25 protein-coding genes and 2 pseudogenes are annotated in these 23822 nt (G+C 53.5%); all 27 read right to left on the bottom strand.

What is annotated here, in order from left to right:
- Positions 1-145: 145 nt before the first annotated feature.
- Positions 146-1696: a Do family serine endopeptidase gene (locus PsW74_RS20645; protein WP_063288293.1), complete on the bottom strand. Its 1551-nt coding sequence runs from the start codon at positions 1694-1696 to the stop codon at positions 146-148.
- Positions 1697-1868: 172 nt separating this feature from the next.
- Positions 1869-2627, bottom strand: a pseudogene (locus PsW74_RS20640) (alpha/beta hydrolase); the annotation flags it as partial.
- A gap of 167 nt (positions 2628-2794) precedes the next feature.
- Positions 2795-3277 (bottom strand): cytochrome c-type biogenesis protein, encoded by a 483-nt coding sequence (locus PsW74_RS20635; protein WP_206599771.1) that lies wholly within the window; start codon positions 3275-3277, stop codon positions 2795-2797.
- Positions 3278-3282: 5 nt separating this feature from the next.
- Entirely contained in the window at positions 3283-5298 is a 2016-nt protein-coding gene (locus PsW74_RS20630) for a heme lyase CcmF/NrfE family subunit (protein ID WP_063288184.1), read from the bottom strand.
- Between the two features lie 70 nt (positions 5299-5368).
- On the bottom strand, positions 5369-5842 hold the full coding sequence (gene ccmE / locus PsW74_RS20625; protein WP_082830659.1) for a cytochrome c maturation protein CcmE: 474 nt from the start codon (positions 5840-5842) through the stop codon (positions 5369-5371).
- A gap of 155 nt (positions 5843-5997) precedes the next feature.
- A complete protein-coding gene (ccmI, locus tag PsW74_RS20620) occupies positions 5998-7158 on the bottom strand; it encodes a c-type cytochrome biogenesis protein CcmI (RefSeq protein WP_063288183.1) in 1161 nt (386 codons plus the stop codon).
- Between the two features lie 138 nt (positions 7159-7296).
- A complete protein-coding gene (locus PsW74_RS20615; protein ID WP_063288182.1) occupies positions 7297-8763 on the bottom strand; it encodes a hypothetical protein in 1467 nt (488 codons plus the stop codon).
- Positions 8764-8971: 208 nt separating this feature from the next.
- Positions 8972-9403: an RT0821/Lpp0805 family surface protein gene (locus PsW74_RS20610; protein ID WP_208986598.1), complete on the bottom strand. Its 432-nt coding sequence runs from the start codon at positions 9401-9403 to the stop codon at positions 8972-8974.
- A 223-nt stretch (positions 9404-9626) separates the two neighbouring features.
- Positions 9627-11048 (bottom strand): ATP-binding protein, encoded by a 1422-nt coding sequence (locus PsW74_RS20605; RefSeq protein WP_057465897.1) that lies wholly within the window; start codon positions 11046-11048, stop codon positions 9627-9629.
- Positions 11041-11706, bottom strand: coding sequence for a response regulator transcription factor (locus tag PsW74_RS20600; protein WP_057465896.1), 666 nt, complete (start codon positions 11704-11706; stop codon positions 11041-11043). Before PsW74_RS20600 ends, PsW74_RS20605 begins: the two co-directional genes overlap by 8 nt.
- Positions 11707-11897: 191 nt before the next feature.
- Positions 11898-12191, bottom strand: a complete 294-nt coding sequence (locus PsW74_RS20595; protein WP_208988084.1) for a hypothetical protein — start codon at positions 12189-12191, stop codon at positions 11898-11900.
- A 137-nt stretch (positions 12192-12328) separates the two neighbouring features.
- Positions 12329-16207, bottom strand: a complete 3879-nt coding sequence (locus PsW74_RS20590) for a glycoside hydrolase TIM-barrel-like domain-containing protein (protein WP_063288180.1) — start codon at positions 16205-16207, stop codon at positions 12329-12331.
- Positions 16208-16225: 18 nt separating this feature from the next.
- Positions 16226-16666 (bottom strand): peptidase P60, encoded by a 441-nt coding sequence (locus PsW74_RS20585; protein WP_063288179.1) that lies wholly within the window; start codon positions 16664-16666, stop codon positions 16226-16228.
- A gap of 2 nt (positions 16667-16668) precedes the next feature.
- On the bottom strand, positions 16669-17556 hold the full coding sequence (locus PsW74_RS20580) for a DUF2163 domain-containing protein (RefSeq protein WP_063288178.1): 888 nt from the start codon (positions 17554-17556) through the stop codon (positions 16669-16671).
- Between the two features lie 22 nt (positions 17557-17578).
- Entirely contained in the window at positions 17579-18223 is a 645-nt protein-coding gene (locus PsW74_RS20575) for a DUF2460 domain-containing protein (protein WP_063288291.1), read from the bottom strand.
- Positions 18224-18433: 210 nt separating this feature from the next.
- Complete coding sequence (locus PsW74_RS20570) at positions 18434-18979, bottom strand: phage tail tape measure protein (protein WP_063288177.1); 546 nt, start codon at positions 18977-18979, stop codon at positions 18434-18436.
- On the bottom strand, positions 18976-19203 hold the full coding sequence (locus PsW74_RS20565; RefSeq protein WP_063288176.1) for a phage tail assembly chaperone: 228 nt from the start codon (positions 19201-19203) through the stop codon (positions 18976-18978). The genes PsW74_RS20570 and PsW74_RS20565 overlap by 4 nt, the downstream gene beginning before the upstream one ends.
- Positions 19200-19550 carry a gene transfer agent family protein gene (locus PsW74_RS20560; RefSeq protein ID WP_063288175.1) on the bottom strand — a complete coding sequence of 117 codons (351 nt, stop codon included), beginning with the start codon at positions 19548-19550 and terminating at the stop codon, positions 19200-19202. Before PsW74_RS20560 ends, PsW74_RS20565 begins: the two co-directional genes overlap by 4 nt.
- Before the next feature lie 10 nt (positions 19551-19560).
- Entirely contained in the window at positions 19561-19977 is a 417-nt protein-coding gene (locus PsW74_RS20555; protein WP_063288174.1) for a phage major tail protein, TP901-1 family, read from the bottom strand.
- 24 nt (positions 19978-20001) lie between these two features.
- Positions 20002-20412, bottom strand: a complete 411-nt coding sequence (locus PsW74_RS20550) for a DUF3168 domain-containing protein (protein ID WP_063288173.1) — start codon at positions 20410-20412, stop codon at positions 20002-20004.
- The gene (locus PsW74_RS20545) at positions 20396-20734 is read right to left on the bottom strand and encodes a phage head closure protein (RefSeq protein WP_063288172.1); all 339 of its coding nucleotides are present in this window, start codon (positions 20732-20734) and stop codon (positions 20396-20398) included. The genes PsW74_RS20550 and PsW74_RS20545 overlap by 17 nt, the downstream gene beginning before the upstream one ends.
- On the bottom strand, positions 20731-21303 hold the full coding sequence (locus PsW74_RS20540; protein WP_193775944.1) for a head-tail connector protein: 573 nt from the start codon (positions 21301-21303) through the stop codon (positions 20731-20733). The genes PsW74_RS20545 and PsW74_RS20540 overlap by 4 nt, the downstream gene beginning before the upstream one ends.
- Positions 21304-21335: 32 nt before the next feature.
- The gene (locus tag PsW74_RS20535; protein WP_082830656.1) at positions 21336-22667 is read right to left on the bottom strand and encodes a phage major capsid protein; all 1332 of its coding nucleotides are present in this window, start codon (positions 22665-22667) and stop codon (positions 21336-21338) included.
- An 83-nt stretch (positions 22668-22750) separates the two neighbouring features.
- Entirely contained in the window at positions 22751-23176 is a 426-nt protein-coding gene (locus tag PsW74_RS20530; protein WP_063288170.1) for an HK97 family phage prohead protease, read from the bottom strand.
- Positions 23177-23201: 25 nt separating this feature from the next.
- The gene (locus PsW74_RS20525) at positions 23202-23381 is read right to left on the bottom strand and encodes a hypothetical protein (protein WP_057465885.1); all 180 of its coding nucleotides are present in this window, start codon (positions 23379-23381) and stop codon (positions 23202-23204) included.
- A gap of 51 nt (positions 23382-23432) precedes the next feature.
- Positions 23433-23621, bottom strand: coding sequence for a hypothetical protein (locus PsW74_RS20520; RefSeq protein WP_063288169.1), 189 nt, complete (start codon positions 23619-23621; stop codon positions 23433-23435).
- Positions 23614-23822 (bottom strand): annotated as a pseudogene (locus tag PsW74_RS29925) (phage portal protein); the annotation flags it as partial. The pseudogene PsW74_RS29925 and the gene PsW74_RS20520, both read right to left, overlap by 8 nt.

Genomic DNA, 23822 nt, shown 5'->3' with positions numbered 1-23822 from the left:
TTGGTTTTTAGGACTGACATCAAGTAGAGGGCTACCCTTGCTATCAGCCCCTCAAACAACCGAAACACCTGTGAGGGTATCCTTGGTGTTTCGACGAGGGATCACGAGAGGGGCGTTTCTCGTGATCCGCATTCTTGTAAGTGGCTTATTCCTCACCATTTTCCAGCGGGATCGCCACAAAGAGTGTATTCTCACCACGGGTGACACGCAGCAGAACTGCCTTGCGTCCCTGTTCACGTGCTGTTTCAACCTGTTCTGCAACATCGGTTGGTGTTTCAACTTTAACACCAGCAACTTCGGTGATGATCGCACCAGGTGCGAGGCCTTTGTCAGCAGCAGGTCCATCTGGATCTACCTTAGTGACAACAACGCCTTCTTCATCAACACCTGCCTGTTCAGCAGTTGCCAGTTCCAGCCCTAGGCTGTCTACCAATGCGGTATTCGCATCCTTGCTTTTGCTCGCTGAGGCTTGTTTTTTCTCTTCAGGAATAGTGCCGAGCTTCACAGTCGCGGTCTCGATTTCACCATTGCGCCAATATTCGATCTTCACTTCGGTGTTTGGTGAATATCCAGCGATGACCTTTGCCAGTTCACGCGGGCCGTTCACTTCTTCACCATCGACCTTGAGGATGATGTCGCCAGCCTGGAAGCCAGCTGCTTTTGCAGGGGTATCGCCCTGAACTTCCGCAACCAGCGTGCCGTTTTCGTTTTCGAGACCGAGGGATTCAGCGATATCCTTGGTCACAGGCTGGATCTGAACGCCAAGCCAGCCGCGAGTAACTGCGCCGTCTTCTTTCAGGTCAGAAATGATCTTTTTCGCAGTCTGTGCCGGGATCGCAAATGCGATGCCCACATTGCCACCGCTTGGAGACACAATTGCGGAGTTTACGCCGACAACTTCACCCTTCACGTTGAATGCAGGACCACCGGAGTTACCACGGTTTACAGAGGCATCAATCTGGAGGAAATCGTCATAGATGCCAGCGCCGATGTCACGACCACGAGCAGAGACGATGCCAGCCGTTACCGTGCCACCCAGACCGAACGGATTGCCAACTGCGACGACCCATTCTCCAACCAGTGGTGCATCATCTGTAAAGGCGACGTATTCAAACTTTTCTTCGCTTTCCACCTTCAGAAGAGCCAGATCAGAACGCTTGTCGGAACCAACCAGCGAGGCTTCCAGCTCTTCACCTTCACTGGTTACGATTGTGAACTCAGTTCCACCTTCAACCACGTGTTCGTTGGTCACCACATAGCCATCATCAGAGATGAAGAAGCCAGACCCTTGAGATTGATCGAAGCGCTTGCGTGGTGGGGCTTTCTTTTTTTGCTCACCACCTGGACCACCAAACTCGCGGAAGAATTTCTGCAGTGGGTGATCATCCGGCATATCGCGGAACATTGGAGGAATGCCCGCCAGACGATCATTCTCTCTAACCTCAGAGCGCACACGAACGGAAACAACTGTTGGCTGAACGGCTTCGACCAAACCGACAAAGCTCGGCATTGCTGGCGCGTTTACGCGGACAGGCTCGGCTTGAGCGGTTGCCGGAACAAGTGTCAGCGGAGCAACCATTGCACCTGCAATTGCCAGTGCCATGGTGCCATTGAGAAGACGGGAACGACGTTTGGAAGTGGTTTTTGCAGCAGACAGGGAAACAACGTTGGAACTTGCGTTCTTGGTCAACTTCATTTGGCTCAACTCCATTTAGTCAATCTCAGCCCAACTGGGGAAAACGGGCTTTTGCATTTCGTTGAGAATGACTATGCCAGAGCGAACCTTACAAACACCTATCTGCCACATTAATCTTCTGTAATGATGGGAAAACTTCGTAGTTGCTCCCACCTCGCTTTAGTTAGCCTTGCATGTAGCGGCTTGCCCATGCTGCAATCACGCGTGCTGCATAATCTGCATCTTTGTATTTAAACAGCAGATGATCGGCATCATCCAAAGACACAAATGATTTCGGATGCTTCGCTGCTTCAAAAATCTGAGCAGCATTCTCAATGCCAACCGTGGCATCAACCGGCGAGTGAAGAACCAACACCGCCTTTTTCAGCACAGCGACGCGTGACCGAACATCCTGCGCTTCAAGATCTTCGATAAACTGGCGCTTGATCTTAAACGGTCGTTCACCAAGCTGGACGGTGGCTTCGCCCTTCTCTTTTATCTCATCAAGGGAAGCTCCGAAGTTATGAATCACATGATCAGCTGAGGCTGGTGCACCGATTGTGGCAACCGCTTTTACCTCTGGCACCTCAGAGGCTGCTGCGAGCACAGCTGCGCCGCCCAGAGAATGCCCTACAAGCAGCTTTGGTGCTTCATAATGCTCTCGCAGGTAATCAGCGGCGCGAACAAGATCCTGAAGGTTTGATGAGAAGTTGGTGGAGGCAAAGTCGCCGCCGCTGTTGCCAAGACCAGTGAAGTCAAAGCGCAGAACAGCAATCCCGTCTTTGGTCAAAGCAGATGCAATGCGTCGTGCTGCGGAAAGATCCTTGGAACAAGTGAAGCAATGGGCGAACAGGGCATAGGCCTTTGGTTCACCATCTGGTGTGTCCAGACGCGCTGCAAGATGCGCTCCCTGAGAGCCTTCAAATTCCAATTTAATGGGATCGTTTGCCATTTGAACTGTTCCTGTCATTTCCTGCGCAGCTGGCACATTCGGAATATATATTAAGAGACAGGTATCTAGTGCGCGCTTACAGGCGTCTTTACAATTCAACTGGTTGCAAGAAGATGTGATTAAACGTGAGCCCCGCAAACCATGTCTGCGGGGCTCTGTTATTGGTCTTAGTTAGAAGACATGAGCTTGTCGAGTTCGGCCTGCTCTTCATCCGAGAGCGGTTTGACACCCGCTGTGCTGCTCTTCAGCGGTGCATGCTTTTTCTTTCGCGATGTACGCCACAGGAAAAAGCCTCCAAGCAGCAATGCGAGAGGTCCGCCGCCCCACAAAAACAGGGTATGGAACGCAAAGCGCGGTTTGAGAAGGACAAACTCACCGTAGCGGTCAACAAGATAGTCCATGACCTCCTTGTCACTGTCTCCTTCCACCAGTCGCTCACGCACCAGCAGGCGTAGATCCTTCGCCAGTTTAGCGTTGGAGTCGTCAATGGACTGGTTCTGGCAGACCACGCAGCGCACTTCCTTGGAAATTTCGCGTGCACGTTCTTCCAGAACAGGATCTTTCAAGACTTCATCCGGGTTGACTGCATAAGCAGCTGGAGCTCCCAGAAGAACAGAAGAGATCAATACCAGTACGAACTTCATCTTCATGGTCATTACTCCGCCGGAGTTGGGGTTGCTGTTGCAACACCGCCTGCTACGCCTTTGCGCTTGCGGGCTGAAACAGGAGCACCAACACGCAGGCGACGATCAAAGAGGGCAATACAACCACCCAGAGACATAAGCAGAGTACCAATCCAGATCAGCGTGATCAGCGGTTTGAAGTAGATGCGCGTAACAATACCACCATTTGCGTCAGAATCACCCGTTGCAAAGTACACCTGCGAGAAGCCGAAGGTCGCGATGGATGTTTCACTCATTGGCATTCCACTGGCATTATAAGCACGCTTGGATGGCTCCATGATACCGACGACGTTACCACCTTTGCGAAGAGTATACTGGGAGACCATCTCCTGATAGTTCGGACCATTTTGGGTCCAGCTCTTCTCATAGGTCACATTGTAACCGTTCTGTTCCAGCGTATCGCCTGGTCGCATCACTTCAACGCGTTCAGATTCAAACGCCATTGTCGTCACAATACCCAGAACTGTAATTCCAAGACCGGCATGGCCCAGAACAGTAGACCAGACGGTTGGTGCAAAGCCTTTGATACGGGCCATGGAACGACCAAAGCCAATTTTGAACAGCTGGGAACGTTCAACGATTTCCCAAAGGGAGCCAAAGATCGCCCAGAATGCCAAACCGAAGCCAAGCGCTGTCATGATGCTTGTTGTACTGACGCCCATGAACCAGATCAGGCCGAAAGTTGCGAGCATTGCGATCACAAAAGCAGAGGTCAATCGTTGGGCTACACCCCACGCATCACCACGCTTCCATGCCAAAAGCTGGCCAAATGGCATCAGGATCAGTACTGGCACCATGATTGGGCCGAATGTCAGGTTGAAGAATGGCGCACCCACGGAGATTTTGTCGCCAGAAAAAGCTTCCAGAACGAGTGGGTAAAGCGTACCGACAAAGACCGCAGCACAGGCTGTTGTCAGGAACAGATTGTTCAGTACCAGCGAACCTTCGCGGCTGATTGGTGCAAACAGGCCACCTTGACGAAGCAATGGTGCGCGCCATGCAAACAGTGTGAGTGACCCACCGACAAAGATTAGCAGGATCGCAAGGATAAAGAGACCACGTGCCGGATCAACTGCGAATGCGTGTACGGAGGTGAGAACACCTGAACGGACGAGGAAGGTCCCCAGCAGCGACAAGGAGAATGTCAGCAGTGCGAGGAAAACAGTCCAAACCTTCAGAGCATCCCGACGTTCCATTACGATTGCGGAGTGAAGTAGCGCTGTACCGGTGAGCCATGGCATGAAGGATGCATTTTCGACCGGATCCCAGAACCACCAGCCACCCCAGCCGAGTTCGTAGTAAGCCCAGTAAGAACCCATTGCGATGCCGAGGGTCAGGAAGATCCAGCTTACGAGAATCCAAGGACGTACCCAACGTGCCCAGGCGGCATCAAGTTTGCCAAGAATGAGCGCAGCTGCAGCAAACGCGAACACGATGGAGAAGCCAACGTAGCCAATGTAAAGAATTGGCGGATGGATCGCCAAGCCGACATCCTGCAGCATTGGGTTGAGGCCCGAGCCTTGCAACGGTGCAGGGCTGATACGGGTGAACGGGTTTGATGCAACAATGACGAAGAGCAGGAATGCAAAGGAAACCCAGCCCTGAGCGCCAAGAGTAGCAGCCCGGAGGCGCTGTGGAATGTTGCGTGAAAACACTGCAACCAATGCACCGAACAACACCAGAATAAGCACCCAGAGAAGGATAGAACCTTCGTGGTTGCCCCACACACCGGAGATCTTATAGACCAGCGGCTTGTCGCTATGGGAGTTTTGGTAGGTATTCAGAAGCGAGAAGTCTGAGTTCAGGTATGCCCAGGTCAATGCGGCAAAGGCAACGCAAGTCAAAAGGAACATAAGTACGGCAAGGCCAGGTGCCATCCCCATCAGACGGTGGTCTGAATTCACTGCACCCCACACTGGAAAGACCGACTGAACAGCCGCGACTACCAATGCCAGAATGAGTGCATAGTGGCCAAGTTCAATTATCATTACGATATCCTAGTATCCATTTGGCGCTGGATAACCGGCCCTTTTGGGCAGAGCCGGTTGATTTTACTTTTTAGTTTACTTTGGTGCTTTGTTCTGCGGAGGCGGCCTGTTCCTCTTCCATCCAGTGGCCATCTTCCTTCAAGGTCTCGTAGACTTCTTTTGGCATATAGCTTTCATCATGCTTGGCCAGAACTGTGTCTGCAATAAAGACACCCTTCTCGTTCATGTGACCTTCTGCGATGATGCCCTGCCCTTCACGGAACAGATCTGGCAAAATGCCCTTGTAAGAAACCGGGATAGCTTCTGCCTGATCGGTTACACGGAAGAGGATCACTGAGCCCCGGCTCTTATCAAGAGAGTCATCTTCAACCAAACCGCCAAGACGGATGCGTTGCCCAACTTCAACTTGCTGTTCAGCGATGTCGCTTGGGCTCTGGAAATAAGTCACGCTGCTGGAGAGTCCATAAAGAACCAAGCCGACAGCTGACCCCAGCACCAATCCCGCAAGACCAATAAGCCCGAGTCTTTTTTGTTTACGTGTCATACTCGTAGTTCCGTAGATACGTTGCCAACTAATGCCTTACGGCGTTTGTATTCTGCAGCTCAATAGAACATCAAAAGAAGCTCTATCTCTTTGTCCTAGGCATATCTTATTTCCGAAAACCGCTTGGTATTCATCAGAGATATGCAACCCCTGCCTTATTCGGCAGGGCTCAAATTCAGGCTCGCGGCCAGTTGGTTGATCTGTTCCAGTGCAGCCGCATCGTCCTTCAGGTTTTGCTTGGCGCGGGCGACTGCTTTTGCGGCCTCCACTTGCTCCCCGAGAATAATGCGGGCTTGTATCAGGCGTCCCCACTCGGAAACAGAACCACCTTGATCATTAAGGCGTTCATCCAACTGCACAACCATCTGGTTGATCATTTCATTGCGATCTTCTGCACTCATCTCAGCTGCTGCTTCAACTTCTTCAGCAGAAGGTCCAGCTGGCTGTCCAAGTGCCGGGATTGCCTCAGCCTCACCAGATACAACAGCGCCTCGTGCGATCAGTTCGTCACGCTGTGCTTTTGCTGCGTCCACCCAAGGAGCATTTTGATCTGCAGTCTTCAGCAGAGCATTCCAGGCAGCCAGCGCTTCGTTTATCTGGCCCTTCTGGCCCATAGCCATTGCCAGATAGTAGTAGGGTTGCAGCATTTCAGGCTTAGCGAGATTGATCCGGCGCAAAACCTTTTCAACTTCATCGGACACTTGTCCTTCATTTGCGAAAATGCTTGCTTCAGCCCAACCAACCATAAAATCGAGATTTTCAGGGAACTGGCTCAACGCCTGCGCATAGGCGCGGCGGGCCTTATCAAATTGGCTGGTACGCATATAAACAGGTGCGATTACAGCCCAACCCTGTCCGTCGTTCGGGTTTTCTTTGAGGTGATCCTCAGTCCTGGCAATCAGAACTTCAAGATCAGCCTGCCCTGCGGTTTCAGCCAAACGCTCAGCGCGTGGCTGGTCAGGGATTTCCGGAGAACCGTATTGTAAATACATACCTAGCGCTGCCAGAGGTATCAAAACAACCGCTGTCAGCTGCACAATGCGCATGCGCATTTTAGAGGGAGCTGACTGGTGGTCTCCCTGGTTTTGCTTGTGCGCGGCTAACAAGCGACGCGACACTTCAATTTTGGCGGCTTCTGCCATGTCCGGCGCGATTACACCGCGCTCAAGATCTTTTTGTATTTCTTCGAGCTGGGCACGAAACACAGCTTCATCATTGCGCTCATCAGGACTAACCTTGGGAGAGCGAGCCAATGGAACGAGTACGGCCAATGCGACCGCCGCCGTCAAAATTGCGAGAACTAACCAGAATGTCATAGTGGCTTAAATAGACAGGTTCTAAATGTGAAAGGCAACAGTTCCCCCCCTGCGACGGGCAGTCGCACAAGCCATATACCCACAAAATACCTATGAAGTTGCACTTATTTTCTAAAAGACGCAGGCACTACTAGGGGGTTAGGCGGCATCTTTCAGGTAAGTCTTCTGTCTGCGAATGAGGTTCGCAGTGTCTTCCGGCTCCAGCGAGATCTCACTCATCGAGATTAAACGGCTCAATTTTCTCGAAATTTCGCCATAATTCGGAAGGTTTTCAGTCTCGTTTTGCTCGTCTTTGGGAGCTGTCAAAAGCTTCTCAGAGTTGCGATCGATGAAACGTTCGACATGATCTCTGGTTGAGATTTGCAGCTCGTTCAAGCCAAGCACGCCTGCATATTGCGACGCTAACTTGGCGAGTTTTAATCCCCTCAAACATTTGTGATAGGCGCGCTGAATCTGCTCCAGCCGATAACCACCCTGCAAATCTGCAAGGTCAGGTTTTGTTTCTGAAGAAATTGCCTCCTCCAGTTGTGCTGGGAGGTTGCGCAGTTCATCGCGTAACAGAATACACAAACGATTTTTGAGCTGAACAGCACGCTGGTTCCATTGACCGCAAGCGCTGAAGCCTTCGAGTTCTTCCAGTTCCTCAAAATGCAGCAGGCAGGCGTTGGCTGCTTCCGGAAGTCCAACAATGGCCTCCTCTTCCATGCGCCAGCCTTCAACGACAGACACACTTTGCTCCAAAGAAGACAAAGCAAACTCTATAAAGGCTGCGTAAGGGGTGCCCGTAACATCTTTCAGGCCAGGAACAGCTGCTAGGGTTTGAGCCAGTTTAATGAGGTCAACAGGCGCTTCGTCCAGACGAAGGAATGACAGCGCTGCAAGATAATTGGCCTCAGCTCTGTGCTGTTCCATATGGGCACGCATGTTTTGCAAACTGTTACCGGAGGACATGGACAGGATGTCTTCTGCAAAAGGTGGAGTGTCTGCCATCACCTTTTCCCATGCAGGTGCTCTTTCCAAAATTACCAGAACGTCACAGAAGAAATCAAAATTGACGTGGCCTCCAACCTTGCGGCGAAGCTTTGTCTTTATCTGAATGTCTTGATCTGCTGCTTCCAGCTCTTTTTTTGCAGCAGCAACCAAACGCAGGCGGAGACCTTCAGCGCATGTATAGAGTGCTTTCTGGATGGTTTCGTGGGTCGTGGGCAAATCTTGTTGCTGACACAGCTCTTCCAAGGCCTCTACCGCTTCGGTAAACTCATTAGAAAGAAGCACCTGGCGCATGTAGGTCCAGAGCGGCTCCATTACTGTGGCATCGATCCGACCTTGTTGTGGCGTGCTCAGCGGTATTTGAATGAGGAATGGTTGAAGGGGGCTTAGAATTGCGCGCTTGAGTGGCGTATCCAGAGACAGCTTATTCTCAGGAATGTAAGAGGCTTCACCAAGGAGCCTGCGAATAGTGAGCAGCATGAGCTCGGCATTTGGCACAGATGTTCCGCTTTGCACGGTATCATCGACAGACCGTTCCAACATCCGCAAAGCAGATTGAGACAAGGCTCCTAACACCTTCTCCATTTGCAATGCTTTATGGTTGACCTCGTGCATCCAAATCTCTCTGGTACTCAGCTTTACACTGGTTGAGCTTATACACGCTCAACCCTCACAACATGCAGCAGACGACAACTGCTAAAATTGTATTTGTTGATCAAAACTATCGGCGGAATTGCTTAATCAAATCTTGATAAGCAGCCTTTTTCGCATGCGAAAGGTGTGTTTCCTTCCGCAAAAACTGCTTATAGCGAGGGATTTCGGGCTAGTTCAGCGCTGCCCAGCGCTCACCGTCCTTACAAGCCGCACCTTTGATCAGCTGCGTTTTCTCATCATACGCAATGGTATGTTGGAAATCGCGGCAGCGGCGGTCATTCACGTAATAGACAGGACCAGACTTAACTGTGCCTTGCGCGCCAGAGAATCGGTTGCGCCAGACAACTTTGTTGCCTGCATCAGAGGCATTCAACGCTTTGCTCTGTGCTTTATAGACGGTGTCGAGGTCACCGCTTCTGAGCAGTTGCTTCAACTCGCCTTCTGTGGCGCTGTCGATTGCAGCCTGTGCTGCTGCGTTTTGCTCACTGTCAGAAGACCAGAAACCGAAAATAGATGAGGATTCGGCATCGGTTTGAGCACTGGTGACATGATCAGATGTCGCACAGCTGGCTAAACCGCCAACAACGACAGGTAAGACCATCAGTTTTTTCCAGTTTCGCACCAACATGCATCCTCTTTGTCGCTTTTGCGACTTATCCGTTTTCCGGAAAGGCTCTTTGTCCCTTCCAAGGTCTTCCAGTAAGGCCTCAAACCAAAGCAGCGTCATTAGCTTGAAAACGCTTTCGTGGAGCAACCCCTTAAAACACAGTTACACTTACTATCAGGACTGTTTGAAACAGATGCAACCCCTGCCCCAAAACAGATCAGATTGTCAGAGACGGCAAGATCACCGTTGCCTTCAATCCACCTAACTCGCTATCGCCAAGTTCAAATGAACCACCGTAAATACCTGCAATGTCAACAATTATGGATAAACCCAAACCCGTTCCAGGGACGGTTTCATCCAATCTTTGCCCTCTGCGCAGCGCACTTTTTTTCTCTTCAGCCCCCAATCCAGGGCCATCATCTTCTACGACCAGAGCGATGAGTGACGCAGAGGAATTGTTGCTTTTCAGCGCCACTGACACTTTTTTATCACACCATTTGCAGGCGTTATCCAACAAGTTCCCAAGGATTTCCTCCAGATCTTGCTGCTCACCACGGAACAACAGAGTCTCATCCATATCAACCGTGATCTCAGGCTCTTTGTCACGATGGATTTTTTCCATTGCACGTGCCATGCGCGACACCACAGGTGCAGCTTCGCACGACACACCGATCACCCGGCGCTGAGCTGCCATCCGTGCTTTTTCCAGATAGTGCTGAACTTGCCCTCTCATAAGATCCGCTTGCTCTGAAACCTTCAAAGCGAGCGGTTCATCTGAACTTCTGGCCTCGTTGGTAATGACAGACAGAGGCGTTTTCAGGGCATGAGCAAGATTTCCCACCTGTGTTCTGGAATGTTCCACGACTTCTCTGTTTGAGTGGATGAGAGCATTGAGTTCAACAGCGAGCGGTTTCAGCTCTTTGGGCAGATCTTCCTGAACTTCTTCCTCTTTTCCCTGACGAACCCGACCAAGGCTCTCCTGAAGTTCTGTTAGCGGCCGTAAGCCAAAGCGCACCTGCAGGAAGATGGCGGCGACAAGACCAAGACCGAGAACACCCAGCGTGATCGCTGCTTGCCATGCAAAGGATGCGGTACTTTCGCCAAGCTCTCGCGTGCTTCCGGCAACTGCAATTGTTACAGGTTGGAGACCACCAAACTGGATACGCTTTTGCAGGAGGCGCAGATCGCGGCCAGCTGGGCCAGTGATATTTTGTTTGAGTTCCAGTTCGCCCTTCATGTTTTGCAGGCGCAGCGTGTCACCAAAAAGAGATTCGCTTTCAAACAGAACTTTGCCACCACGTTGCACGGTCCAGTACCATCCTGACAGCGGCATGTTAAACCGTGGATCACCGATACGGCTTAATGCAGGGTTCTTCTGCTCCCCTTCCGCAGCAAGGGCACTGACAATTGCTGTCATGTGGACTTCAAGGCGTTCATCCAGTGCTTTCTCACCCGCTTCACGAAACAGAGCAACAAGAATAGCACCCGCAACAACAAGGCTGACAACAGCCCACAGGCCCGCAACAAAAATCAGACGCCATGCCAATGACGCCTGTTGCTTCTTGCGAATGAACCTGATGGGGTTCCAGTTGAGCAGCCCCTGCAAGTTGTTGGTGTCTGCGCTGTTCTTATCAGGCATTTTCTTCCTGTAGCCTGTAGCCCAATCCACGTACGGTCTCGATCAGTGAACTACCAAACTTCTTGCGCAATCGGCCTACAAACACCTCAATGGTGTTGGAGTCGCGGTCAAAGTCCTGATCGTACAGATGTTCAACCAGTTCGGTTCTGGAAATTACACGGCCTTTGTGGTGCATGAGGTAAGACAGCAGGCGGAACTCGTGAGAGGTGAGTTTTACGGACATGCCGTTTTTCGTCACTTTGCCTGCCTTGGTGTCCAGAACAATGTCGCCAATGGAAATCTCGTTGGAGGCCAGACCGGCGGCGCGGCGCACCAATGCCCGCACCCGTGCCAGCACTTCTTCCATGTGGAAGGGCTTTGCAACGTAATCATCTGCGCCTGCATCAATGCCAGCAACCTTATCGCTCCAACGATCACGAGCCGTCAGGATAAGGACTGGCATGGAATGACCATCTCTGCGCCAACGTTCCAGTACACTGAGACCATCCATCTGCGGCAAACCAAGATCCAAAATGACAGCATCATAGGGTTCGGTGTCACCGAGGAAATGGCCTTCCTCGCCATCATATGCTTTGTCGACAACGTAACCGGCGTCTTCCAACGCTTCAGACAGTTGTCTGTTCAAATCCCGATCATCTTCAACGATCAACATTCGCATAAGATCTACCCCACACAAGCACTCAGGCTCATAAAGCAGTTCAGACTGCTCTAATTTTTCAGTTGCGCATTCCTATCTGAAAACCGTTTTCCACTTTTCAGATAGGAATGCGCAGTATTGCCTAATATCGCTTTCAAAATTCGTTCAAATTCAGGCAGAAAAATCTCTATCCAGAGTTCTTCTCAGATCGGTTACAACCGGCGCCCAGTTCGTGCATCCAGTGTCACTTGCGAGACGTTGCCGTTGTTGAGTACGGACAGCACATAGACCAATTCCCCTCCTCGCTCACAGAGCTTGGCTGAAAGTATCTGCCCATTGACCCGCAGCGAACCCAAAGGCCGCGCCTGACCGCTGGCAACAGCTTGCCTGGTCTGGCTGGAGGACAAACACGCGGCCTGCGCAGGTGCAGACCATGTAAAAACCGTTGCCGCCAAAGCCAGTGCCATCAATGAACGAAAAAAGAGGTTGTGGAATTGGTGTCTCATAGGGCGTCTTCTAACCGGCACTGGCTGAACCTCACATGAACGAGGTGTTATATATTTCAAAACAAAGACCTAGCAGATTCTCTGGGGTCTGTGATGTTTCTTGGCTTGGTTTGCAAATAATCCGGTAAAAGCAATTGTTAAAGTGTTACGCTCGCCAAGCAATCTGAAGTTGTCCCCAAACCGAATTTCGTTGAGTTTTGAGCAACTTCACAGGCCACCAGATGCTGACCTGCTCCAAATAGCGATTGCAGCTCGGTTTGTGGGATTATCAGGCTTTCCTGTGTCACCTCATATTCACGCAAGGCGGTTCGTTCATTTTCGCCCCCATCCTGACGATAAAGCGTGACCGAAAACTGAAGTTTATCCTCTTGAAGAGGAATATCTGGCGTTGCCCAACTGTCCGCCTCCCATCTGGCTCTGCGAATCCATTTAAGTTCCAAATCCCCACTATCTGTTTGGCTTGCACTCAGATGAACCGGTGCGAATGGTTTAAGTGAGCTTTGTTTTCCGGCATGGCTTGTGTTCACTGCCCATTTAAAGCCCAGGGGTTTGCCAGCTGGAACGACACGATATGAGAGCGCAACATCAGCTTTGTCGCTGGTCCATGGCAGTTTCAGCAGGGATTGGTCCAAAAGGACAAATTCGGCGTTCTCCTCACTCGACGAAGCAACCAGATGCTCCGTACCCAATTGCCCTCTGAGTAACTGCGTGAGTTTGTAAGTCATGGGGGCAATCAGTTCAGCCTTGCAGAACTGTATCACTTCCCACTCATCATTTTTGCGAATGGCACAGGCATTTGCACCTGACATCACGTCGAGCTGCTTTCGGCTTTGTAACTGGCCTCCGTAGAGTTTTACGGTGATATGAGAGACCAAATCCCATCGCCAAAGTGGGCCGGGGCTGAGAGGTTCTTGCAATATGCCCATGGTGGCTGGTTCTGTCACCTGCACTAGCGGTGTGAATTCTTCACCTGAGCTGGAGCTGTACAGCTGATAGGCACTCGGCCAATTCGCATTGTAGATAGCGACCACCGGGCTTCCATCATCCGCTCCCTCACTGTGGAACCTTGGCAAATCCAAGACGCTGACAATTGGCGGACCTGAGGTGGTGTCGTTGAAAGATCGTTGTGATGATCCCTCCGTGACTGCTGCAGCGATATTAGGATATCCGTTGAGCCGTATGGCCTGAACGTCCAGATGAGCACCAGATGAGATCTGATCAATCCGGCACTGAACGGAAGTGGTGCCATCACCCAGAAGCTCGCCGGGAAGTTCAAGCACATCCCCCGGTCTCAGAGCAATTTTACTCAGAGCAAGTTTAAACTGAAGGGCCTCCCGATCCAGCCACACGCTCTGGTGCATTTTTTGAACCAGCTTTTTGGCTGAGGAGAGCGAAGCTGTGATGGGGAGCTGGATATTGGAGGTGCGCCTGTCCATGCCTTCCAGACGGCGGGAGGAGACGACGAGAGGCTCATAATTGTTATTGGGGTCCATTCCCCGCAGTCGGAGTTCAGCTGGCAGGTCGCTACCATCATTGCGGCTGATGGAGATGTAGCCCTCCTCCTCTTCAGCTTCCAGCAGGTCAGCAAGGCTCAGTTTTCCATAATCTGTGGCCTTGGCGTATTTGGGGAGGATGGCCAGATGGGTTCCGCGATCAACGGCGATGCCTCCGGCGAGTTGCAGGACGGGAGAAAGCGCAGAGCGTAAGGACGTTGGGCCTGTCACGATCAGACCTTCGAGGGTTTCGCCCAGTTCAGCGATCTCTGTCAGCTCTTGTGTGTGTCCAAAATCATCACGCATGGCACGGATGAGGCCTGAGAGAGAGGTTGCGCCGAGACGACCTGTCAGCCAATGGCCGAGCTGCCAATTCTGGCCATCTGCCCAGACATCAGAATATGTCGGGAACTCGGGGAACGGGCGGGCATCCCATGTCCAGAGGAAGGAGTTGTCCGCATCGACCATCGTACCTGCGTAAGCGCTTGAGGCTGGATTGTCGCCCTGCGCCCAGTCCGGATGGTCTGTTCCCCAATAACTGAGGCTTGCTTCCAGCGCGCGACGCTGGACAAGGTCATCCTGCTGCCCATTAGAGAAATGCGGTAATGCGCTTTCAGCAGACTTGGGGTCCACGAAGACATTGGGCTGGTTCGTTCCTTTGTCTACAGCAGGAAAGCCGAGTTCGGTGAACCAGATGGGTTTGGATTGCGGCACCCAGGGGGTTGGCGTGTTCTGTTCAGCACTTGCAACACGTTCAAAATGTTGGTTCTGCCACCAGTTCTTAAGGTCTTTTTGCCGAAACACCCATGGCTTGTTGTAGGCTCCGTCCGTAATCGGGCTGCGGGTTTTCTCAGCTCGGTCTGAGTCATTGGCATAATACCAGTCGTAATATTCGCCAGAGGCTACTCCCTCCCGAAGTTTCTTGAGGTTGTAGGCTGTTTGCGGGTCATCGTTCTGACGCAAGTCGGATAGCGGCAGGTAGTTATCGATGCCGACAAAATTGATATCAGCATGCGCCCAGAGTGGGTCTAAAGGAAAGCGCAGGTCACTGGATTGAGGGGTGTGGCCCGCATATTCGCTCCAGTCGGCTGCGTAGGAAAGTTTGGTCTGGTCGCCGACAATCTGGCGGACCTCAGTGACCAGTGTTTTCAGGTGATCAACGAAAGGAAACGTACCGCCACCTGCCCAACATTGGGTGAGACCGCGCATTTCTGAGCCGATGAGAAACGCCTCCACACCACCGGCCTCTTTTACCAAATTGGCATAGTGCAGGATAAAACGGCGGAACCGCCAGTCGCTGTCTGAGCCGACAAAAGCGTCTATCTGCGGTGTAACTGCGCTGGTTCCCTGCTGCGTTCCGGGTTGTCCTGCTGCGATGTCAGAAGTGATGCGTCCGCGCCAGGGGAAGCTGGACTGCTTGGTTGCGCCATACGGGTCGGGCAGCTGATTGTCATCGGGGATGTCCATCATCACGAAGGGGTAGAACATGACAGCAAGGCCGCGACGCTTTAGTTCCTTAATTGCTTCTGTGACAGAAGCATCGGAGGGCGTGCCACCATAGGCAGGTCTGTCATTGATGCGGGAGACCTCCTGCGCTTCAGCGCGGGTCAGGCCTGCAACGCTCCAATTCTCAGGTAGATGCTTTGTGGTCTGGTAGGTTACTTTGGGCTGAATGGTGCACTGGGAAGCGCGTAGGTCATCGCCAAACCAAGCGACGACAAGCGCGACGCTTTTCAGGTTTGGGCAAAGTGCCTGAAGTTCATCCAAAGAGCGGACCAGATCGGTTTCCTCTCCCTTACCATGGCGGTTGACGCTCCGGGTGTTGCCGGGAGCGAGTTCCTCGATGACTTCCTGCGGGTGGTAGGCAAACTCGCCTGCTCCGGGGATGAGTGTGACCGCCTTGATCTGCTGTTCCAGTGGTTCAATGGAGCGGAGTACTTCGAAGGCGAGTTGAGGGATGCGGTTGCCGAACTCTGCCAGAGAGAGGCGTTCGAACACCACATACGCGGTGCCTTTATAGGCTGGCGCGGTGCCTTGCTTGGCTTCGATCAGGGGGTCGGGTTGTTGATCTTCTGCTCCCAGATACACCCTCATATTGATTGCGCTGGTGTCCAGCTCCTTACCGTTGGCCCAGACACGGCGCACTGCGGTGATGGGGCCTTCACAGAGGGCGACAGCGAAGTTGGCGAAGTAGCTGTGGCTGGTTATACTGGTCGATGAGCCAGTGGATTTTCCACCCTGCTTTTCTTCGGAGACCACCTCTTCCAGCCGCGTTGCCCAGATGATGTTGCCCGTTACTCGGACACGGCCATAGACAAAGGGAAGAGATGCGCCTTCAGCTGCGGTTTGTAACTGCAGATCGCCTATCTTACCGACAGAAAGCTCTTTGTTTTCATCGAAGATCTGTTGATCGATCCACGCTCCACCAAGAGCCCCCAGTGTTTGTCCGATTATGGCACCGAAAGGGCCACCGACTGCGCCGCCAACGGCTGCACCAACACTTGATAGCACCATTGTTGCCATGGTCCTGTCCTTTCCGGATCACTGACTTGAGAAGAATGAAAAACGCCCTGCAATCTTGTTGCGCCACATGGGCACCAGCGGGCTTTCAACCACTCCCACCGCCTCGTAAGCATGGATGAAGCGGTCTTTGCTGGTCATACATCCAAGGTGTTTGCAGGGAGACTGCGGTGCCCAGCGAAACAGAATGACTTCCGCTGGCTTTGGCTTTTGCAAAGACCCTTGCACCTCGTTCAGATATTGATGCGCAGCATTGAGCAACTGGTCTTCGCCGTTCAGCTCCGCCCATTCAGGTGCGTAACTGGCGGGAACGGGTGGTTCGGTGTGATGCAAAAAGCGATAGAGGCCGCGGATAAAGCCAAGACAATCGCAGCCGGCACCTTTGGTTGTGGCCTGATGCTGGTAAGGCGTTCCGACCCAGCTGCGCGCTTCCTTCAGGAGGGTTTGGGGAGACTGCTGCATGATTACCCCACCAGCTTTTCGCCGTTGTTGGCGGCAGATTGGCTTTCAGGTCCGGCAAGGATGAAGTCATTGCCCGGCATATGAGGAAAGCCTCGGAAGTTCTCGGTGTTCTGGAACTTCGTCTGGCAGTTGCCCCAGCCTTTATCGCAGCCTGTGGAAACGGACGCGGATACCGGATAAGTTTGCTCCAATAACAAGGGTGCCCAGAGCGTGAGTTTGTGCTTGCCTTGCTCAATGAGGTGACTGGCTATGCGCAAGGGTTGATTGGCGTATGGGCCGGATTGAAAGGTGAGATTGCCGAAGGACCACCAGCCTGTGCCGATATCGGTGTTGCCTTCGATGACCAACCGATTGCCGTCTTCTTTGCCTGTGATACTCACCTGTCTTGTGTAGGCAGCGGCGTCCAGGCTGATCCCGCAGTTGGTATCTCCCAGATCTGCATGACATTGGTGGGAGAGCTGCCTGCCTTTGGGCTCAGAGAGTTTGGTGGCCAATGAGCGGAACTCGGCGCGGAATACATCGGCATCTCTTGTGACTTCGCCAAGGGAGCCGCGCCGGAGCAACTGGTGCTCCTCTGGTTTTTGCCAGTTGACCAGATAGACCTCGACTTCGGCATTGTCCCAAAGACCCGCACTCAACTCCTTCTCACTTAAGCTGTCGGAAGAGAGGACACCCAGTGCTTCTTCCTGTCCGGCCTGAAAGTCAGATTGGGCCATGGACTGAGTGCCATCCAACCCGATGCCGGGTTCATAGGTTTTACCGAGCAGTGAGATTGGGTGGTCGTGGGTGGTGAAACCGAGGCTGAGGCCGGATGGAGTGGTTAAGCGCCAGCAGTAGGCCACGGTTGTGCCCTCACCGGTCAGGTGTTCTTTCAAAGCAGCATTGAACATGGGTTTGCTCGCAGAGTTGGTTTCAGATGAGAAGTTCGACGAGTGGGATGGACGGCACCTGCCCTGCCTCAAAGTGCAGGAGGTTGATTTCCAGCTGGTCGTTTTCAAAGCGCGTGGGCGTGTCGAACAGGAAGCCCGCCGTGATCACCTGATCGTTTGAGGGAATGTGGCCTGCCTGAAATTCAAGATTGCCTGTCAAAGGATCGAGAAGCACATCACTGCCGACAGCTTTCAATTGACCAGCGACCGCAACCGAGACAGTTCCTGCCACTGGTTTCGTGATTTTGCGTTGCCAGGCAACGCTTGCCGCTCCCACTTGCTTGATGAGCTGGAACGTCTTTGTTGTCCCGTCGCCAGTTCCGATCGTCACATCGGTTGCAGATGGAGTTGCATCAAAGGCGCAGGATTTATGATCCATGGGGTCACGAAACCGGAATCCGCAGAGGCGACCACCCACTTTTTCGAAGAATGAGAGCACCCGTTGCAGGTCTGCCGAGCTGCGCAATCCGGTCCCCACATCAAAATGCCGTCGCGTTCCCTTCCAGATGGCGTTTCGGGTTTCTGCGCCATTGAGTAACCTTGTGACCTGACTGCGTTTTTCTACTCTGACAGAAGCCCCTAGGGAAATTCCAAGTGGGAATGATTCATCAACAAAACATGGTTGCATTTCACCCTCCTGTTTGACTTGGCTCAAGGCTGGGCGCCCGCGAAGCATCTAATAGGTTTGACATGGGAAAGTAATCTGCGTGATTTGCGTAGACCCGTTGTCGATGCTCCTCCCTCTTTGCAAAGCAACGGATTTTTCCAAAAAGTTTGCTACCACCGTCCGGTAGCAAAGCCACGTCGGTCCTTGAGTCCCTCCTCTTCAATGCCGACGTCATAGCCCGCGTCGCCCCCGTCCGGTGGCGCGGGCCATTATCATCGCAATCTGCCCCTGAGATCTTTCAAAGCTGCGCACATCCTGTGTCGCCACATTTATTGTGACGCTGGGCTGCGTGTTGCCCGCATTCATGACAACGCCCAGACGTCCATCGTTACCGCGCTGCAAAGGCAGGATTGCCTCTGCCCCCGCCTCTCCCATCACCCCCAATCCCGTGTTGCCTGCTGCGAACATCGTCGGGCTGGAAACAACCCCGCCTTTTGCAAAGGGCGTCACGCCTGCCACATTGCCAATAGCTGATGAAATTCCGGCAGAAAGCAGGTTTTCAAGTGGCTTTAAGGCACTGTTGAGTGCAGAGCTGGACATGTTGAGCGCGACTTGTGAGAGGATCGATTGCAGGTCTTTGCCAGAGGTGACTGCGCTTTGCAGGCCTTTGCCAAGCTCTGAAGAGAACTCTTTGGCAAGGGTGTTGACCTCCTGCATGGTTGTTTCCAACTCACGCGCGTCTTCTACGTTCAGCGGTTCATTAAAACTATCGGTCATGGTGTTTGTTGATCCTCTTTGTCTGGGAACTGGGCCAGCAGCCCTTCCAGTACACCTCGTGTGATCGTGCGGGCACTGCGGGTTCCCGGTGGAGTGAAAGCCATTTCCAGCTCAACCAGTGTTGATTGCCAGAAGGTGTGCGGTGACCAGCCAAGCTCCCGGCAGGCTTTGTGCATCAGGTCATGCCAGGGCACAGCTTGATTTTCAGATTGCCCGGGTTTCACGGTTTTGACTGCTGAGGTGGAGAGAACGTGGCGACCAGCAGTTCCCCTGCCAGCTTGGCAAGGGCTGCAACGCCGCCTTCATGGGAGAGTTCTGCGACCTCTTCGTTCTCAATGACAAGTCCACCCCCGCGAAGGCCTGCACCCAGCACTTTGATGATGTCGGCAGCACTCAGCTGCCCAGAGGAAAACCGCTCGGTCAGCTGCTGTAATGTGCTGCAGCTGAGCGCGTCCTCCAGCTCTGCCAGAGCCCCGAGTGTGAGCACAAGAATGTGCTTTTGACCGCCAAGGTCTGCGAGGACTTCACCGCGCCTGCGATTAACACCTCTGCCATAGGTTTTAGGTGGCATCCTGTACTCCTCAGGTTAGCGGGGTGAACGTGAGAGCACCGGCGGATTCCAGCGAGATCTCAAAGGTAACTTCAGATCGGTAGTCGCCGGAGTATTCCAATGCAGACAGGTGAAACGGGCCTTCCAGTGTTCCAAAGCCGGGCAGGATGACCTGCCATGTACGCAGCTCTCCAGCAAAGAAGGCGGTGCGGACTTTTTCTGCGGATGCTTTATCGCGAAACAGACCACTGCCAGAGAGCGAGGCGTGGCGAGTGGAGGCTCCTGCCAGCAGCTCGCGCCAGCGGCCTGTGCTTTCGGCATCAGTGATATCAACGGGTGTGGCGTTGAGGGCGAGGCGTCTTGAGCGCAGGCCTGCCACGCTTTCAAAGGTGCCGTCTCCTACTGTATCCAGTTTCAACAGCAAGTCTTTTCCGGCCTGAGCGACCATCTGTTTTCCTCTCAAAGGTTGGTGTTAAGCAGTCTTTTGCAGCAGGACGGAGAATTTGATGCGTCCGTACCATGTGCGACCATCGCCCAGACGGCGGCAGCTTGTTTCAGTCATGGTCAGGCCTGAGGTTTCAAGTCCAGCAGGTGGCGTGACACCCGTCTCCAGCAGTTCGTTGAAGATCTGCAGGACTTCCTGGGTTTGAGCCCGGTCTGCATGGCGGGAGTAGATGCCTATGGAGCCTGTGAGCCTGCCGCCGTCATCCAGATGACCTGTCAGCAATTGTGTGGTGACAGCCTCCAGCGTGGCGTAGGGCAGAGTTGCCCCTCTTGGCACGCCGTCAAACACCCGCATTGGATCTCCCAGATAGGGCCTTAGCGATGCCTTGGCGTGGATTGCCTGAAATAGGGCTTTGCGGAACTCAAGCTCCCCCATCATTGCCCTCCTCTTGCTCACAAAGGATTTGCATGAAGGGCGCCTGCTCTGAGTGCGGGAGAACTGCTTTTACCCTGAGGCTCTGTCCATCCCGCTCCACCCGCCAGCCCTCCGCCACATCTGTGCGGCGGCGAAGGGTGAGCGTGAGCGGGTAAGTGCTGGCGATACGGCCTGCCACGGTACTCTGTGAGCCAGTGGATGCCTCTACCAGCCCCCAGACCATGGCGATTTGCTGGTAACTCCTTGTGACAGAGCCATCCGTGCCATTGGTGATCTCTGGCCTGAGTAACAGCAGGGGTTCGTTGAGTGTGCCTGCTGCTCTCATATCCTGAGCACCTTGTAAGGCGAGAGTGCTGCCTCGAAGCCGTGGGGCATGAGGCCTGTGAGGCGGTCTTCTTCCAGCATGGTGCGGCGCTCGTACCAGAAGCCGACCAGCATCAGGATCGCGGTTTGCAGGCCTGCGGGAACCGAGGTTGCTGCTGAGCCATAGCCAGCTTTGAAGTCAACCTCGATGCCGTTGAGGTCTCGCAATGGCCCAACCGCACCTGCCTTGAAGCGCAGGCGGGCGGGATTTCCGGCCAAATCCACCTGATAGTTCGACGCTGGTACCAGATGCTGGTTGCCTTCCCTGTCATAGGTGTAGACCTGCAGGACTTGTGCGACCGGCGCGACAGGCAGGCGGATCAGGCGGTCTGGTGAAAGATCATCCAGAAGCAGTCGCCACTCCTGATCGATAAGAGCCCGCCGTGTGAGGGTCTCCACCTGTTCCCGCGCGGCTTTGATCAGACGCTCGATCAGATCATCCTCGTGGGTGTGGGAGACCCTGAGCTGCGCATGCGCCTGGGCGAGAGAAACCGGCTCCAGAACCGGTGGCACTGTGAGTATAGCCGTCACGGCGGCTCCTCCTCGATTGTTGTTGAAGATGATTAGGCGCTAAAGTTCAGCAGTTTGTAGGCGTCGAAATCCATGATGCCGCCGCCGACGCGTTTGGTGATGTAAAACAGCACGTTTGGTTTGCTGGTGTACGGATCACGCAGAACAGAGATGCCGACGCGGTCCACCACCATGTAGCCACGGTGGAAGTCACCAAACGCGATGGCGTATGGATCAGAGCCAGCGGTCATGTCTGGCATGTGTTCAGCTTCCGTGACCGGGAAGCCCATGAGGCTTGGGTCAGCACCTGCAGCGGCTGGTGGTTGCCAGATGTAGTTGCCCTGCCCGTCCTTCAGCTTGCGGATGGCAGCTTGCGTTCTGCGATTGAAGAGGAAGCGGGCGTTGCGGCGGATGGCGGTTTTGACGCCGTAAATCAGCGAGATCAGCAGATCGCTTCCGTTGGAAGAGGGAAACGCCCCTGCCTGTCCTGTCTTGATGGACCCGATGGAGAGGCCTGTATCATTCAGCGTGCCGTGAATTGTGCCTTTGAGCAGCCCTTGTGGCTGACTGGTGCCGTTGCCATTGAGGAAGGCAGCGGATTCCTTTTCTGCAAAGACGGTTTCCACCTCTTCCGCCAGAATTTCCCCGATGTTGACCGCTGCGTCGTCCAACAAGGTTTGGGTGACGGCTGGCAAAGCAGAAAGCTCGAAGATCTTTACCTCCCGCATCTCAAATTTCATTGCGTTTGTGGGCGTGCTGCGGGCATCGGTTTCGCCTTCCCAGTCCGCATCCGGGTTCACCGTTACGACAGGACGGCGGTAGGATGCGCCGGAGATCTTGCGGTTGGACGCGATGGAACGGATGGGGGACAGGGCCGTGATGCGGCGCAGGATGTCCGTTTCCAGCTGCTCCGGCACCAGATATCCGCCATCGCCAGCAGTGCCGGAGGACATGGCCTTTTGCTCCAGCGTTTTAAGGCGGGCCTCCTGCCCGTCACGCATGTAGGTCTCAAACGCAGATTTGTGCTCTACCTCAGCTGATGGGCCGCCGGTGGTTTCTGGCGTAGAGCGCGGCAAGCGCTGGGATTTGAGTTGGAGTTCGTTCAGATGACGCAGCTGACCGTCGATGATCTCGTCCAGACGGGCCAGTTTTTCGTCCAGGAGCACATCCGAGCCGGATTTTTGCTCTAGTTCGGCCAGACGCATGTCGTTGGTCTGGGTGTACTCAGAATAAGCGTGGTTCAGCTGGTTAAAGCTGCCAGAGGCCTCCATTCCAGACACAAACTGCCCTGTTGCCGGACCAGAAAGTGCGGGATGAGCTGATTTTCCTGCAGCTTCCCTTGCGAAGTCTTTGGTCTCTAATGCTGGATTGCATGTGTTTTTCATAGGATTATTTTCCTTGTAAAGCATATAAAAAAAATGCGGCGCCGATTGGAACCACAGATCGTACTTTCAAATAGTCAGGAGCTTCAGGAGACCACAGTCAGCCGTGCTGATGGCAGCAACGGGAACGTGACCAGCGAGATCTCCCAGAGATCTACCGCCAGCACATCCCGTCTGCCGGTTTTGCTGTTGCGCTGGGCGCGGCGGGTTTTGAAGCCGATGGACAGTCCGTCCAGAATACCCGTTTGCACCATGGCGATGGCTTGTTGGCCCTGTGTGATGCCCGGATAGAGCAAGCCCTTTACAAAGAGGCCGATGCTGTCCTCCTGAATGTGCAGCCACTTGCCAATGGGGTGGGATGGATCGTGCTGCCAGAGCATTTTTACATCCGTGAGTTTTTGCTTTTGCAGCGTGTTTTGAAACGCACCTTTGCGCATCACGTCGCCGCCCTGATCGCTCAGTTCAAACCGGCTGGCATAGCCCTCAATGGCGATGGGGTGATCTGTGTTCAAATTGATTGCCTCCCTTAGCGAGCTTTCAATTGTTTTTTCTGCCGGAGTTTGCTCCCTCCGACTTTGCCGCGCGTCGCTCCACCAGTGCTCCGGCGAGGGCCTTGGTGAAGTTGGCGAAGGTCTGTGCAGGGGCTTCATTGCCGCGCTGCGTTGGCTGTTGTTTTTGCTCAACGGGCACGGCTTGTGTTTTGTGATTTTGGGTCAAGGCGTCACCTTCAACCTTTCAAATTATCTCAATAGTCAAAGGGTGCGATTTTCATTGATCCATGCGGAGCAGCTGGTTGAGTTTTTCCAGTTCACTCATGAACTCCTCGAACCTGCGATTGAACCGGATGACTTGCTTAAGTACCCACAAGAGCAATGATGTGGAGGTGCCTGCCCAGGCACCAAGCGCCACATGGGCAAGATCTCCTTTTGCAGCGAGCGCAGCCAGCAGCTCATTCATCTTTGCCCTCCGCCCCATAGCCAACGGCAATGCGTTTTTCATCACGGGAGAGGAAGTCCGCTGCGGTGATGCGATCCCACAGTGCTTTGCGTTCCAGCGCCAGCGCTTCGACAGCATCAAGGTCCAGCTCCAGCGTGACCTGCTCATCGTAAGCAGCTGAGAGCCAATTGGAGAGCTCGGAGAGAACCCGCGCGGCGAGCG

Origin of the sequence: Pseudovibrio sp. W74, assembly GCF_001623085.1 — a bacterium.
Lineage (GTDB): Bacteria > Pseudomonadota > Alphaproteobacteria > Rhizobiales > Stappiaceae > Pseudovibrio.
The sequence above is the reverse complement of the archived record's forward strand: the minus strand, read 5'-3'. Positions and strand labels throughout refer to the sequence as shown.

What these genes read in the sequence shown, in the direction of transcription:
- PsW74_RS20645 (WP_063288293.1), bottom strand. Translation starts at nt 1,696, where the DNA reads ATGAAGTTGACCAAGAACGCAAGTTCCAACGTTGTTTCCCTGTCTGCT.
- PsW74_RS20635 (WP_206599771.1), bottom strand. Translation starts at nt 3,277, where the DNA reads ATGAAGATGAAGTTCGTACTGGTATTGATCTCTTCTGTTCTTCTGGGA.
- PsW74_RS20630 (WP_063288184.1), bottom strand. Translation starts at nt 5,298, where the DNA reads ATGATAATTGAACTTGGCCACTATGCACTCATTCTGGCATTGGTAGTC.
- ccmE (WP_082830659.1), bottom strand. Translation starts at nt 5,842, where the DNA reads ATGACACGTAAACAAAAAAGACTCGGGCTTATTGGTCTTGCGGGATTG.
- ccmI (WP_063288183.1), bottom strand. Translation starts at nt 7,158, where the DNA reads ATGACATTCTGGTTAGTTCTCGCAATTTTGACGGCGGCGGTCGCATTG.
- PsW74_RS20615 (WP_063288182.1), bottom strand. Translation starts at nt 8,763, where the DNA reads ATGCACGAGGTCAACCATAAAGCATTGCAAATGGAGAAGGTGTTAGGA.
- PsW74_RS20610 (WP_208986598.1), bottom strand. Translation starts at nt 9,403, where the DNA reads ATGGTCTTACCTGTCGTTGTTGGCGGTTTAGCCAGCTGTGCGACATCT.
- PsW74_RS20605 (WP_057465897.1), bottom strand. Translation starts at nt 11,048, where the DNA reads ATGCCTGATAAGAACAGCGCAGACACCAACAACTTGCAGGGGCTGCTC.
- PsW74_RS20600 (WP_057465896.1), bottom strand. Translation starts at nt 11,706, where the DNA reads ATGCGAATGTTGATCGTTGAAGATGATCGGGATTTGAACAGACAACTG.
- PsW74_RS20595 (WP_208988084.1), bottom strand. Translation starts at nt 12,191, where the DNA reads ATGAGACACCAATTCCACAACCTCTTTTTTCGTTCATTGATGGCACTG.
- PsW74_RS20590 (WP_063288180.1), bottom strand. Translation starts at nt 16,207, where the DNA reads ATGGCAACAATGGTGCTATCAAGTGTTGGTGCAGCCGTTGGCGGCGCA.
- PsW74_RS20585 (WP_063288179.1), bottom strand. Translation starts at nt 16,666, where the DNA reads ATGCAGCAGTCTCCCCAAACCCTCCTGAAGGAAGCGCGCAGCTGGGTC.
- PsW74_RS20580 (WP_063288178.1), bottom strand. Translation starts at nt 17,556, where the DNA reads ATGTTCAATGCTGCTTTGAAAGAACACCTGACCGGTGAGGGCACAACC.
- PsW74_RS20575 (WP_063288291.1), bottom strand. Translation starts at nt 18,223, where the DNA reads ATGCAACCATGTTTTGTTGATGAATCATTCCCACTTGGAATTTCCCTA.
- PsW74_RS20570 (WP_063288177.1), bottom strand. Translation starts at nt 18,979, where the DNA reads ATGACCGATAGTTTTAATGAACCGCTGAACGTAGAAGACGCGCGTGAG.
- PsW74_RS20560 (WP_063288175.1), bottom strand. Translation starts at nt 19,550, where the DNA reads ATGCCACCTAAAACCTATGGCAGAGGTGTTAATCGCAGGCGCGGTGAA.
- PsW74_RS20555 (WP_063288174.1), bottom strand. Translation starts at nt 19,977, where the DNA reads ATGGTCGCTCAGGCCGGAAAAGACTTGCTGTTGAAACTGGATACAGTA.
- PsW74_RS20550 (WP_063288173.1), bottom strand. Translation starts at nt 20,412, where the DNA reads ATGATGGGGGAGCTTGAGTTCCGCAAAGCCCTATTTCAGGCAATCCAC.
- PsW74_RS20545 (WP_063288172.1), bottom strand. Translation starts at nt 20,734, where the DNA reads ATGAGAGCAGCAGGCACACTCAACGAACCCCTGCTGTTACTCAGGCCA.
- PsW74_RS20535 (WP_082830656.1), bottom strand. Translation starts at nt 22,667, where the DNA reads ATGAAAAACACATGCAATCCAGCATTAGAGACCAAAGACTTCGCAAGG.
- PsW74_RS20520 (WP_063288169.1), bottom strand. Translation starts at nt 23,621, where the DNA reads ATGAATGAGCTGCTGGCTGCGCTCGCTGCAAAAGGAGATCTTGCCCAT.